Source organism: Paenibacillus chartarius, from assembly GCF_042432825.1.
GTDB lineage: Bacteria > Bacillota > Bacilli > Paenibacillales > NBRC-103111 > Gordoniibacillus > Gordoniibacillus chartarius.
Genome location: NZ_JBHLWN010000024.1, coordinates 82,741 through 96,617 on the forward strand (window position 1 = coordinate 82,741; position 13,877 = coordinate 96,617).

General features: G+C 50.0%; 10 protein-coding genes. 8 read left to right on the top strand and 2 right to left on the bottom strand.

Annotated elements, in window-relative coordinates:
- Positions 1 to 15: 15 nt before the first annotated feature.
- Together ACFFK0_RS05715 and ACFFK0_RS05720 are read left to right on the top strand one after the other, a co-directional pair.
- Positions 16 to 1,011, top strand: a complete 996-nt coding sequence (locus ACFFK0_RS05715) for an aromatic ring-hydroxylating dioxygenase subunit alpha (RefSeq protein WP_377468995.1) — start codon at positions 16 to 18, stop codon at positions 1,009 to 1,011.
- 196 nt (positions 1,012 to 1,207) lie between these two features.
- Positions 1,208 to 2,254 (top strand): ABC transporter substrate-binding protein, encoded by a 1,047-nt coding sequence (locus tag ACFFK0_RS05720; RefSeq protein WP_377468997.1) that lies wholly within the window; start codon positions 1,208 to 1,210, stop codon positions 2,252 to 2,254.
- Between the two features lie 197 nt (positions 2,255 to 2,451).
- On the opposite strand, the gene ACFFK0_RS05725 is transcribed toward ACFFK0_RS05720, so the two are convergent.
- Together ACFFK0_RS05725 and ACFFK0_RS05730 are read right to left on the bottom strand one after the other, a co-directional pair.
- Entirely contained in the window at positions 2,452 to 3,000 is a 549-nt protein-coding gene (locus ACFFK0_RS05725) for a peptidoglycan-binding domain-containing protein (protein WP_377468998.1), read from the bottom strand.
- Between the two features lie 36 nt (positions 3,001 to 3,036).
- A complete protein-coding gene (locus tag ACFFK0_RS05730; RefSeq protein ID WP_377469020.1) occupies positions 3,037 to 5,310 on the bottom strand; it encodes a peptidoglycan-binding protein in 2,274 nt (757 codons plus the stop codon).
- Positions 5,311 to 5,551: 241 nt separating this feature from the next.
- Here ACFFK0_RS05730 and ACFFK0_RS05735 point away from each other — a divergent pair, with 241 nt between their 5' ends.
- The 6 genes from ACFFK0_RS05735 (at position 5,552) to ACFFK0_RS05760 (ending at position 13,782) form a co-directional block, all read left to right on the top strand.
- Positions 5,552 to 7,822 (top strand): helix-turn-helix domain-containing protein, encoded by a 2,271-nt coding sequence (locus ACFFK0_RS05735; RefSeq protein WP_377468999.1) that lies wholly within the window; start codon positions 5,552 to 5,554, stop codon positions 7,820 to 7,822.
- Between the two features lie 280 nt (positions 7,823 to 8,102).
- Positions 8,103 to 9,071: an ABC transporter permease gene (locus ACFFK0_RS05740; protein WP_377469001.1), complete on the top strand. Its 969-nt coding sequence runs from the start codon at positions 8,103 to 8,105 to the stop codon at positions 9,069 to 9,071.
- A 14-nt stretch (positions 9,072 to 9,085) separates the two neighbouring features.
- A complete protein-coding gene (locus tag ACFFK0_RS05745; RefSeq protein WP_377469002.1) occupies positions 9,086 to 9,988 on the top strand; it encodes a carbohydrate ABC transporter permease in 903 nt (300 codons plus the stop codon).
- A gap of 46 nt (positions 9,989 to 10,034) precedes the next feature.
- A complete protein-coding gene (locus tag ACFFK0_RS05750) occupies positions 10,035 to 11,660 on the top strand; it encodes a type 2 periplasmic-binding domain-containing protein (protein WP_377469004.1) in 1,626 nt (541 codons plus the stop codon).
- Positions 11,661 to 11,784: 124 nt separating this feature from the next.
- The gene (locus ACFFK0_RS05755) at positions 11,785 to 12,597 is read left to right on the top strand and encodes a putative phosphoesterase (RefSeq protein ID WP_377469005.1); all 813 of its coding nucleotides are present in this window, start codon (positions 11,785 to 11,787) and stop codon (positions 12,595 to 12,597) included.
- 336 nt (positions 12,598 to 12,933) lie between these two features.
- Complete coding sequence (locus ACFFK0_RS05760; protein ID WP_377469006.1) at positions 12,934 to 13,782, top strand: glycerophosphodiester phosphodiesterase; 849 nt, start codon at positions 12,934 to 12,936, stop codon at positions 13,780 to 13,782.
- The last annotated feature ends 95 nt before the right edge of the window (positions 13,783 to 13,877 follow it).

Genomic DNA, 13,877 nt, shown 5'->3' on the forward strand with positions numbered 1-13,877 from the left:
AAGGGACGATGAGCTATGGAGTTAGGAAGATTGCACGATCCGGTGTTGGTTCACGATTGGCATGCCGTATGCTTGGCATCCGAATTGACCGATAAGCCGATCGGAGTGAAGCTGCTTGGGGAACGGGTCGTCGTGTTCCGCAACGAACATGGCGTTCATGCGCTGCAAGACTTGTGCATTCACCGCGGAGCGATGCTTTCCGAGGGCTGGCTGCAGGATGGAACGGTCGTCTGTCCGTATCATGGCTGGCAGTACGACGGAAACGGACAGTGCGTCTGTATACCGGCTCAGCCGAAGGGGGAGCGAATTCCGCCTAGAGCCAAGACGTCCTCTTATTCGTGCGAGGAAAAATACGGCTTCGTGTGGGTATGTCTGGGCGAGCCGGGGGACGGGGTGCCGCATTTTGAGGAATTTGCCGATCCCGCCTATCGCCCGCTTCCGTGCGGTCCCTATAAAGTAAAGGCGGCAGGGACGCGAGTCATCGAGAACTTCACCGATTTCGCCCATTTGATGTTCGTTCACCAAAACTTGCTGGGCCATCCGGATCATGCCGAGCTGCCGGACATTGAGGTTGTCAAAGAGAACGGCCGGATTTATATCGAGAACGTGCCGATCTTTCAGCCGGTGGCGCATTCCGGATCCGATAAAAGAGAAGGGACGACGTACATGTACCGCAAAGAAGTGTATCGGGCGCTGGGGGCACGTCTGTCCAAAACGGATCCGAGCAACGGGCAGACGCTCTGGATCATGCTGTCGGTCACGCCGGTTACGGCGAACGAGTGTCTTGTGTTTATGATGGTCTCGAGAAACTACGGATTCGATGTGGATGACGCCAACTTCATTCAATTTCAAAATATCGTGTTCGAGCAGGATGCGCGCGTCATCGAAACGCAGAAGCCGGAGCTGCTGCCGCTCGACCTGCAGGCGGAGCTGAATCACCGCGTCGATCGCTTCTCGGTAGCGTATCGAAGGTGGTTGCGAGAGCTGGGGGTAGTGGTAGGGACGATATAGATGTTAAATTCATGTCAGATACACACTCCCATTTTGGATGGATTCGGCTTATTCTTGTAGAGCTGAACAAAAACTTCCTGCCGGATTGTATTTGGTTACAAAGTCGATGTTATGAATATTGACGTGTAGGTGACGGGCACATAAGATAGAGCCAGAAACAGCAATCCATCCTACAGATTGTGGAGGGGAAGAGACGATGAAGATGATGAAGGGCAAACGGGGATTCACTTACACGTTGATCATGGCCGTATCGATGAGTTTGCTTGCCGCCTGCGGCCAGAATGCAGCCGCCCCGGCAGCCGGAGGAGCCGGAACACCCGCCGCCAGTCCGGCGGCGTCCGCCGAGCCGAAAACGCCGGTAAAAGCGACATTGGTGCTCAACTGGTTCGCCGAGCCGGAGCATGGGGGCAATTTTGCCGCACTCGCCAAAGGGTTCTACAAGGATGCCGGCTTCGATATGACGCTGATGCCGGGCGGTCCGCAAGTCTCCTCCACGCAAATCGTAGCTTCCGGCAAAGCGGAATTCGGCATGGCTAATGCCGACGATATTCTTGTTGCCAGGCAAGAGGGCGTCCCGGTCGTAGCGATCGCCACCGCCTTCCAGAAGAGCCCGCAGGCGCTGTTCTATCACAAGAGCTCCGGACTGAAAGACTTCAGCGACTTGAACGGCCGCAAAGTATATGTCGCTTCGACCGCAAGCTTCTGGCTGTTTATGAAAAATAAATATAAGCTGGACAAAGCGCAGGAGATGAAATATACCGGCTCGCTCGTCAACTTCGTCAACGATCCGCAGGCCGTCACGCAAGGATACATCACTTCCGAATCGTACACGCTCCAGCAGCAGGGCGTTGAATTCGGGACGCTGCTGAACGCCGATTCCGGCTATAACATCTACGCAGGCGTCTATTTTACGACGGAGAAAATGATCGCCGAGCACCCGGACCAGGTCAAGGCTTTCGTAGAAGCGACCGTTAAAGGATGGGATTACTACAAGGATCATTCGGATGAAATCAACCCGTCAATCCAGGAGAAAAATCCCGACATGAGCATCGATATGATGAAGTTCAGCGCTCAGAAGCAGGTGGAATTCGCTTTTGGCGGCGATGCGGCGACGAATGGCACCGGAACGATGAGCAAAGCCCGCTGGGAGGAGCTGCAGAAGCAGCTGATTGAGGTGGGGGTGCTCAAGAAAGCGGAACCGATCGACAATGCGTATACATTAAAATTCCTGCCGGGCAAATAACATCGTCAGCGGGGCTGCATGGAAAGAGAGGGGCTTTGCCCCTCTCTTTCGTACATGTATAGCCGGGAAATGATGAGAAGAGGAGTTACAATCGGATTTCCCGCTTCGTCAACATGAACCGTAGTCACCTCATGAAGATAGCTGTAGGCTGACAAACCAATCCTTGTATTATAACATCGTTGAACAGCCGTCGCGGCTCACCCGGGAGATCGACAGGCAATCATCTCCCAAGAATAAGTGTAGTAGCAAAACTGTTGAGGTCCGTAGGGAGTCAGAAACGATCGACATACCAGCCCATATTGAGGAATTGGCATAAAATAACGAGCTGAGGCAGCATTTCGCTGATTTCCGTTATTTACAGCCTTCAAATAACGAGTTAACAGTGCATACCACGTTTTTAAATCGAGGACTCCATTTATATTGTCAGGAGTCAGTTTCATGAAATGCTTCTGAAAAAGTGTGACCGCCTCTTTCGTCTTTTCCCCGAATCGTCCGTTTTCGTCCACAGCAGCGGAGAAAGCCGCCTGATCGTATTTTTTGCCAATGACGTCAAGATAGTGTTGAATGTTTACTACCTGCTTATCCGTATCGCCTAAACTCAGCGGGGGAATAAAGCTATATAGTTCATTATGGATAACGATTTGAGCGGCGAAGGTCGTTTCAAAATGGCTGCCGTAAAAATGCTTAATGATTTCCAGGTGCGATTTACCTCTTCTTGCCATTAATCTGGCCGGGGTTTGCTCCATCTGTTTTTTTCCTGCACACTTAATGCTGGTGCCATTTCAATATTGTGATAAAAATGGGAAAAAGTGATCGCCCGGATATTCAATATACTTGTTGAAGAACTCCTCGATATTTCGGACAAGCGGTTCTTGTGCGTTAGCCAGATGATGCTCGTCGAAATCATGATCGATGCCTGTGTTGTCCGTAATGTGATAATCTTTACCCTGTCTGCGGTAAAACTCTGTGTAATAACGGTTTAATGTAAAAGATACGACTGCAATGACATTCGCCCGAATCGCCTCGTCTTCCGTAAATCCGTTAATTTCTTTATGAAGCACGCCTTTAATATAGTCGACAAATGGAACCTCAATGGTTCGTGCTTGGGTTCGAATAAGCCTGCCGGTAATGAGATCCCGTTTCACAATTAAATGCAATCGTATCGTGTCGGGAATAACTAAACCAATAACAGGGTGTGGATTCGGTTCGTATCCATGAGCAAACTTATAGGTGCTATAAAATAATTGAGGATGTATGGAAAGCTGCGAAATATTATAAGGATTCTCAGGACGTTTGACTGCGGTGGGCTTGGAATCGTCGATTTTGATCGTTTTGATCGCGGACGTATCTTCCATTCGCGCCGGAGTGAGATGAATCTCGGGTATAGCTCTTGAGCCTGCATGTATTTTTACATATTCTACACGCACTTGCTCGTAATTCGGATGCTTTACGGTGATGATGTATTTACCTTGCGCCGCTGGGGCTCCGCCGGCGTTCTCGCTGCGAATATCCGAAGGCAAGGCAGGTAAAGTCATAGCTTCCATATTGCCGAATTGGTCGGTTTGCAAACGTCTGATGATGTTTCCGCTCATATCGCTGATTTCTACTTGGGTCCCGGGAATGGGGGTAAGGTCTCCCTTTTGATAAACGCTTACGACAAGCTCGCCGGTTGGCGTTTGCGCTTCCAGACGTGCAGGGGGAGGTGGAGCCGGAAAATCGAAAGCATGATCATTGCGCGATGGACTGTTAATCGCTATATAATAATTCGTTAATAGGTTATACCATGTTGCTTGATCGACGACTCCCGTAATTTTATTACCTTTCCATTTCAGCACATATTGCTGATAAGCTTTAACCACTTTAAGTGTTTTTTCTCCAAAGCGTCCATTCTCTTCAACCGCCCTTCTTAAAACCTGAAGACCATAACTTTTACCTATTGCATCAAGGTAGGTTTGAATCTCTTGCACGCGCCCACCGGAATCACCCAACTTCAACGGATTTATAAAGGTATAAAATTGATTATTGATCATGATGAAAGCCGCGGAACGGGGATTATAGTTTTGGCCATAAAATTGTTTAATCAACTGAACGTGATCTTTCCCCTCCCTGGCTAGAATCCTGCTTTGCTCCATATCTAACTTTCCTTCATTAGCGCAGCCCGATGTACAATGCAATGCCAAAAAAGGGAAATGCGGGTGACCCGGGTATTCGATAAATTGACTAAAGAATGCGTCCGTATTCCTGACAAGAGGTTCTTGCATAGTAGGTCTTTCTATAAAGCCGAGATCGACCGAAGGATCATTCGTGATATGATAATTTTTATTCTGGTTTCTATAATGATCCGTGTAATAGCGGTTTAAAGTGAAGGAAACGAATGCAATGATATTCGCTTTAATGGCTTCATCTTCAGTAAATCCGTCAAGCTCTTGATGGACGACACCTTTAATATAGTCCACAAATTTAACGACAACCGTACGTACAGGCTCGTTAGTACCTTCCTTGGGAAATACATGCAATCGGATTGTCTCGGGAATGGTGAGGCCGATAGGCGGGTGGGGGTTGTGATGGTAAGGAACATGATGGTGGGACATTGGAAGCTTCAATGATTTTACTATGGCGTGCGAGTTGACGGTAAGCTCGGAAATATTAAATGGATTTTGTCCTATTTTGACTACGGGAGGTTCGGGATCCTCCAGTTTCAATGTTTTCATTACGGGCAAGCCTTCGCTTCTTACGGAAGAAAGATGAACCTCCGGTATGGCTTTCGAACCTTCCAAGATGCGAACACCCTCTAGACGAACCGTTTCATAACGAGGATGTTTGACAGTAACGTTATATTTGCCCTGCACTGCTTGAGCTCCAGACGTATTGTCGCTGCGGTTGTTACGATTAGGCAACGCAGGCAAAGCGACGGTTTGGATAATACCGAACTCATCGGTCTGCAGACGTTGGACGCCATTGCCGTTCATATCGCTAATTTCTACTTGAGCTCCGGAAATAGGAGCGAGGTTCCCTTCTCGATAAACACTAACAACAAGTTCGCCGAATGGTTTCATCTCCTCCACGGTAACCACTCCTCGCATAAGTCATACAAGGAAAATGTATGCTGTAAACAATTGGGGGATTCGGAATGTAAAGGAATTTTTGTATCAAATCAAAATAGGAGGTTTAGCCAAGCTGGTGTCACAGCGATCAAAAAAATTACGATACAGGGTTGCCGATACTTCCGGCAACCCTGTATGATATTCCTGTACAGCTTGTGTAAGCGTTTAACAAACACATAGATGGGGGGCCCCTATGAAGCGGTTTCCGATGATGCTTCAACTGGCTTTGATCCTGTTCTGTGTTATGGCCGTTCCTACGGCGATCTTAACATGGTACAGCGGCGACCAAATTTTGCGGAATTCCGAGCGCGCCATTGCGGAATCGTCGCTCGCCGGATTGAACGTCAGCCGCAGTCTCAACGAAAATGCGCTGAACGTCATCGCCCAGAACACGATACGTCTCGCCGATACCCATAGCTTCGACCGGATCCGCCCGTACCAAACGTTTGCCGAGCTCAACTCGAATTTCAACAATGTGAGCAACGCGTTTGCGGTGCATCAGGATCTGTTGAATTTAAATAAAATTGGCGACGGCATCTATTCCTCATTCTTTTACCTCAGCGATTCGGACTATGTGGTGTCAACGGACAAAGGCATAACGACGCTTGAGGGGTACGAGTCCATCGATTGGATGCAGAAGGCGCTTGCAGAGCGAAGCGGAATTGCCGGCGTCTGGTATCCGCGCAAGCTGGAATCCGGTGTACATGTCGTATCGTATGTGCTTCCGCTGAACCGCCTCTCCACAACGACGCGCGGCACGATTGTCGTGAATATGCGGGAAAGTCAGCTTGAGAACTATTTGCGTTCGTCGGGGACAAGCGAGCAGGCTTATTTGCTCATGGATTCGAACGGCACGATCATCTCCCACAATGACAAGAGCTTGCTGCTCAAGAACGGCGGCGAGGAGCCGTTTATTCGAGAGATTCTGGACAATCCGTCATCGGAGGGGTATACGTTCCAAGAGCTTAAGGATGGGCGGCTGCTTTATACGTGGTCCAGGTCGGAGCTGTTCGGGTGGATCAACGTGAACGTTTACTCCGTCCATGAATTGATGACCAAGACTCATACCTTGCAGAGAAATATTATTATCCTTACCGCCGTCATTATTTTTGCCGGGACCGTGCTGACCGTCTTTCTTGCGACATGGTTGTCGAAGCCGGCGAGAGAGCTCGTCCGTACGCTGCGCAGGCATGGCAAGCTCGGGATCGAGGGCAGGAATGAACTCGCTTATCTCAACGCAGCATTCCGTCGAATGCAGGAAGAAGGGGAGGATCTTCAAAGACTGCTGAATGTTCGCGAACAGGATTCCCGCAGCTTGGCGATCCATAATCTGCTGCAGGGCGAACCGACTCCGCAGGCAGCCGAGATGTTCCCGGCCCCGTATTTCCTGGTCGCCGTCGTCTCTATAGATCGATACAGGAAGTATGTGAACAAGAACAATCCGGAGACACGCAGCTACCATCGGTATTTGCTTATCTCCAATTGTGAGAGCTTGTTCCCGGAGGACGTATATGCACGATGCATATACCAAGGAGACGGGTGCTTCGTGATCGTCATCAACTACGGACAGGCGGAATATGAAAGCGAGGGCGCCGGCATCCATGCCGCGCTCGGCAGCATTCGGGACGAAGCGGCGGCACTGCTGGACCATTCCGTCACAATCGGCGTAAGCAGTCCGACAGATATGAACGACACGATCCCGGACCGCGTCGTCGAAGCGATGGAGGTCATTAAGCATCGCATGATCGCGGGAAGCGGCGGCATTACGTACTGGAAGGCGAAGGACGGGCGCGACAAAAAATATATTTATCCCGCAAACAGCGAAAGGCGGATTCTCAACTTCCTGGATCACGGCGATCTCGATAGCATTATCAAAGAATTGGACATCATTGGCGGTGAAATCCGTTCAGCCGAATATATCTCTTACGATAATATATTATTTATTTACAATCAGTTGGCCGGCGTAACCATCAGGCATCTTCGAGAAAATAATGTGAGTACGGCGCGAATATTCGCGGGAAGAGGGAATATATACGCCGCTCTGGCTTCGATCGATACGCTTGACGAGCTGGAAGAATATCTTCGTGAATTTTATGGCGAGATCGTGCAGTACCTTGCCCGTACTCCAGGCGAAGCCAACAATTATGGCGAGCGCATTATTGCTTATTTGAATGAGCACTACCGTGACGAAATCGTCTTTGAAGAGATGGCGAAGGAAATCGGCATCAGCTACTCCTATATGCGCAAGATTGTGTACGAGATTACAGGCATAAGCCTGATCGATTACCTCAATCTGCTGCGAATCGAGAAGGCGAAGCAGCTGCTCGTGGAATCTAAGCTGACGATCGCGCAGATTGCGTTAGAGGTCGGGTACTTCAACGTGCAAAGCTTCAACCGGTTTTTCCGCAAATTCGAAGGCATGCCTCCAAGCAGCTACAAGGCGGCGAAGTCGAAAACATCGTGAAGCGTGTAACGAGCCGCTGTTATTCTTGAATAACGGATACATCGAAGCTGCCTTTTCTGCCATTGGTGCGGAATAAGGCAGCTTAATTTTTGATCATACCCATCAGAATTGATTATTTGAGCGCTTCGGAATGGCGAAATGGCAGCGGAACTATCAAAAATGATGAGGAATATCAATACTCACGATTTACCGGGAGGCCGAGGGAGCGGTATGATGAGACCAACCTGGATGGAACCAATGACAACAACAACCGGGGCATATCGCAACAGGAGGTGAGATTGTGAAAACGCTAACGGATTCTGCCGCCCAAAATGAAACCGCTTTAAAGCTGTCCAAAGCCAATAAGTATGGAGCGCTTTACTTTCTGCGGCGCGATTGGCAGCTCTACGCGCTGCTGCTGCTGCCTCTGGCTATGGTGCTGGTCTTCAAGTATGCATCGATGTTCGGCCTCACGATCGCATTCCAAAACTATAAGATTGCGAAGGGCTTCTGGGGCAGCGAATGGGTCGGATTTGAGGTGTTTCAACAAATTTTCTCCAAGCCCGACTTCAGCCGCGCCATTCGGAATACGCTGATGCTGAACATTTTGGACTTGATTTTCAGCTTTACGGCGCCGATTGTGCTCGCTTTATTGCTCAATGAGGTCAAGAGTCTCATGTTCAAGCGCGTGAATCAGACGCTCCTCTACTTGCCGCACTTCTTGTCCTGGGTTATTATCGGCGCTATCGCCTATCAGCTCTTAAGCGAAGGCACAGGCATGGTGAATAATGTCATTGAGCAATTGGGGGGCGTACGGATCCCGTTCCTGCAGGAGGATACCAATTGGCTGATCAGTTATTTGCTCATCGGCGTATGGCAGAGCATGGGATGGGGCACGATCATCTATCTGGCCGCCATGAGCGGCATTAACCCGGAGCTGTATGAAGCGGCGATCGTCGACGGCGCAGGCAGATGGAGAAAGATGTGGAACGTGACGCTGCCTTCGATCCGAATGACGATCGTGACCTTGCTGATCTTGAGCTTGGGCAATGTGATGGGCGGTTCCTTCGAGCGGATCCTCGCCTTGCAGAACAAGGCGACCACCGAATTCACCACCACCATACCGGTATTGGTATACCGCTGGGGCATTGAGAGCGGCGACTTCAGCCGCGCGACCGCACTCGGGCTGTTTCAATCCGTCATCGGGCTCGTCCTCGTCTTGATCGCCGACCGGATCGCGAAGAAGCTGGGTGAAGACGGATTGATTTAGAAAGGAGGCGAACCATGAAAACAACTGCTCTTGGCACTTATACCGTACGGCGTCGATCGCGCTTTGATATCTGGGATGTGCTGATCTACCTCACCTTGATTGCGGCCTCCCTGGTTTGCTTGCTGCCGTTCGTGCATGTGGTCGCAAAATCGTTAAGCAATGACGCCTATGTAATCGCTAACAAGGTGTATCTCTGGCCTGCCGGCTTAACCTTCGAGGCTTACGGAAAAATTTTTGCCGACGCAAGCATCCTAAGATCGCTATACGTATCCATTATCGTCACGGTGCTGTTTACGATTCTTGGGATGATCGTAACGATTTGCGCGGCTTACCCGCTATCGCGCAAGCAGCTCAAGGGCCGTACGGCGCTGACCTTTATCTTTGTGTTCACCTTGTACTTCAGCGGCGGGATCATTCCCGACTACATGCTGATTAACAGCCTGGGCATGCTGGACACGATTTGGTCTCTCATTTTGCCGCTTTCGTTTAGCGCCTTCAACATGCTGATCTTAAAGACCGCGATTTCGAGCAGCATTCCGGTCAGCCTGGAGGAATCGGCGCGCATCGATGGAGCCGGACATTTCCGAATTCTGTTCAGCATCGTGCTTCCGCTCTGCAAGCCGATCCTTGCGACGCTTTCCTTATTTTACGCAGTCGGCCGCTGGAATGCTTACCAAGATGCCTTATTTTACATTAAAATGAATACGGATCTGAGGCCTTTGCAGCTGAAGCTGTATTACCTGGTTATCCAGGCCAGCGAAAGCTTCCAGCTTGAGGCAACGAATGTGTCGCTTAGCAATCCCGAGGTGCTTAAGGCTTCGGTCGTTGTCTTCGCGACGCTCCCGATCATCTGCGTTTATCCGTTTATTCAGAAGTATTTTGTCCAAGGAGCAATGCTTGGAGCCGTCAAGGAGTAAGCTTTGGCGGCTATAGCATATAAACTAATGATATGGGGGAATTGCGATGCGTAAATTGAAAGTGCTTCCATTGTTATTAGCATCTGTGATGAGTGTCGGTCTATTGGCTGGCTGCACGGGCAAAGCCGAGAACGAAGCGTCTCCGTCTGCAGGCAATACGGGAACTTCGAGCCAGAGCTCGAATGATTACTCGAAAGGCTTTCCCGAGAAGGTCAGCCTCGATATTCCGGTTTATGAACGCGCTTTCGAAGGCTGGAATGTCGCCGACAACTTCTATACGCGCTATGTTCAGAAGGAATTCGGAGACAAATTCAACATCAAAGTCAATTTCATCCCGATTACGCGAACCAACGAAGTAAGGGATTTCGAACAGCTGCTTGCCGCCAACAAGGCGCCGGATATTATTTTCCACTATGACATGCCCCAGGCCCTTAACTACTACGGCGAGGGTGTCCTGCAGCAGCTGAATTACGATGAGGTTGCCAAGTATGCGCCGACCTATTGGAAGAAGATGAGCAAAACCATTGAACAATACGGCTCCGTTGACGGAAAGAAAACGTTCGTCTTCGCCGCACGTCCGAACTATAATAACTGGGTTACGATTGTCCGGAAGGACTGGGTCGAGAAGGTCGGCATGAAGGTGGAGGATCTGACGTCGCTCGAGAAGACCAATGAAATGCTCATGAAATGGAAGCAAGCGGGACTCGGTACCTTAAGCGGTGCCTTAACCAGAAACTCCTTCAATTACAGCTATGCCTTCCGGGATTGGCCGATCGATCCGAAGTACCGCGCGCTTTATTCCGATCTCGCGGTCGCGGATTTCACGACCGCGGATACGGAGCGCTGGCTGCGCAACTTAAACTATCAATATCATAACGGTCTTATCGATAAGGAGTTCTATCTGCGCGACGATGAAGCTAAGGTGAAGGCTCAGTTCGTTGCGGGCAAGACAGGCACGTTCGGATTCTATATGGCCAGCAATACCGACGTGTTCAGCGCAACGCTGAAGAACAATCCGGATGCCCAATTCGACGTGCTGCCTCCTGATTGGGGCGTTCCGCAAGGACGCAAGCCGCAAGGTCGCGCCGACTGGCCGTTTGGACTGATCATGGGCATTAATCACAAATCGTCGGAGATGGAGCGCGCAGCCGTCTGGATGTATCTGGAGTGGCTGAGCCAGCCGCAGAACTTGTTCTTCATGCAGAACGGCGTCGAAGGCCAGAACTATACGCTCGATGCCGACGGCTTGCCGGTGAAGAAAGCGGATTTCAAAGGCGAATCGAAGCTTTCCCAGAACAACAACAAAGACTACTGGGCGCTTGTGACCGAAATTGCGGAATTTAATACGCCGGAATTAACAAGAAAGGCGAACCTGCGTAACTGGGCGCCTGCCGGATACGAGCAGCTCGCTGATAAGATGATCAAATACTGGGATCAAACTGCTGAATATCGTACGCCGGACGCGATGTTCACCGTTGTACTCAAGAAGGTGAGCGAGTATAAGGCGGACCTGAACGCTCTCTTCCAAGAGCAGTATTTGAAGGTTGTCATGGCTTCCCCGGATAAGTTCGATGCGGTGTATGCGGAGGCCAAGAAAAAGTTCCTCGAAGCCGGCTATCAAGAAATATTGGATGAGAAGCAAAAGGCGATCGACGCGAAACAATTCAAGTAATCGGGATGCCTTGACGAAAAATTAATATGAATTCGAAACCGCTCCTGCCAACGGAGCGGTTTCTTTTGTTAGAATGGAATCGTTACGATGACTTTCATCGGCTGGTGAAAATGGAGGGCAAACCGTGAGAATAGGCGTTATTTCCGATTTGCATGTCGATGTGAACGAGCTTAAGGGGGAGCCCCCGATTGAAGAGGCGCTGATTGAAGTGACAGCGGAAACCGGTCTTGACATTCTGGTGATTGCCGGAGATATTTCAAGCGATGCCGGCCGAAGTCTCGCTGTGCTGCACAAGCTGCGGGACCGATGCGGAATTCCCGTACTATTTGTCCCTGGAAATCACGACTATTGGAGCAGAGGGAACGATACGGAGGATACGTGGCGGCTGTACCGGCAATTTCAAACGTTCGAGGGGTGCCTTTGCGAAAAGCCTTACGAATTGGAGAACGGATGGGTCATTGTCGGCAGCTCGGGCTGGTACGATTACACGATGGGAGAACCTGACTATACGGTTGAAGAATTCGATCGGATGCAGGCGATGGACAGGATCTGGCAGGACAGCCTGTTTGTGAATTGGGGAATGAGCAATCGGGACGTTCACCGTTATTTCCACGAACGAATCGAACGCGATTTAACGGCGTATCGCGGCAGGCCGGCGATCATGGTCACCCATATGCTGGCCCATCCGTATTTTAAGGTGCCGATGCCGAATCCGTTGTGGGCGTATTTTAACGCTTTTTTGGGCAGTGTCGAGTATGCAGACTTATACCGGAGCTTCGGCGTGCGCTATGGCGTCATGGGCCATGTTCATTACCGCAAAACCTATACCGATCAAGGGACCGAGATGATTTGCGCTTGCCTCGGATACCGCAAGGAATGGCGCCAAGCCTCTGTGGTGAAGGAGATTCGCAGCTGTCTGAAGCTGATCACGCTTTAAGCGGAAACATACAGTTAGACGAAATCCGCCTTCCAGTTCTTGTACGAAAAAATCACAGGAGCTTAGCGCAACTAACTATCTTACATTTTCGTTGTATAAATGGATAAATGTGGGGTCGATCAAACCTGAGGTAGCGAAAGAAACTGTATTGATCAAATTCCCTTCAGCGGATTTCTTTTATATTGGAGATGGCTATTTGTTCTCTGGAAATCATCAACAATATTATTCCGTCCCCAAAGACATCGAACATTTTACAAATAATTAATCTTCTTCTGAAGCCTACTTGATCATTGACCATTAACATGGTTAGGGACATGTAGAGCACAGGAGGACGTTATGCTGAGGAAATTGAATATGCAGGCAGCTCTAGCCTTGGCGATGGTGCTGCTGACCGTAGTGCTGGCTGGCTGCGGACAACAAGCTCAAACCGTACAACAACAGGAGGATAAGAGCCGTGAGCTCGTCATGGCGCACCGCGGGAGCTCCGGCTCAGCCCCTGAGAACACGAAGGCGTCTGTCCTGAAGGCGATCGAGGACGGGGCAGGCTATGCTGAAATCGACGTGCAGGAGACCCGGGATGGGGTTGTCGTCCTGCTGCATGATGATAACCTGCGCCGAACGGCGAATATCAACAAATCGATCTGGGAGATCGATTCGTCAGAGGCACTGAAGGCCGATGTAGGGGCGTGGTACAAGCCGAATTTTGCAGGAGAGACTTTGCCTGCGCTGGAAGAAATTATGAAGCTGGCCAAGGGCCGCATCAAGCTTAACATCGAGTTGAAACAGAATGGGCACCAGAAGCAGCTGGCGGAGAAGGTCGTTCACTTAATCGAAGCCAATCAATTCGCTAATGAATGTGTCGTCACTTCCATGGATTTGGGCCTCGTGAATACGGCAAAATCGCTGAACTCCAAACTCCAGGCAGGTTGGATTATCGATGCGAAGCAGCAAATCAACGATTCGATCTACGACATGAAGTTTGAGATATTAAGCGTGAAGAGCACATTGATCGACCAAGACATGATGAACAAGGCGAAGCAAAAGGGCAAGCGCGTGATGGCATGGACGGTGAACGATGATGCAACCGCTGAACGAATGCTCGCGCTGGGCATAGACGGCATCATTACCAACTACCCGGATCGGGTCCTGAAGCTGATCGCGGAGCGCAAGCAGGCCGGCTCATAAGGATCGTGGAATCGGAATTTTAACCTGAAGCAGAGGCAACTTGGATGTAGATTTCAAGTGTCTCTGTTTTTTTGTTTAGGAATTATTTGGTATTC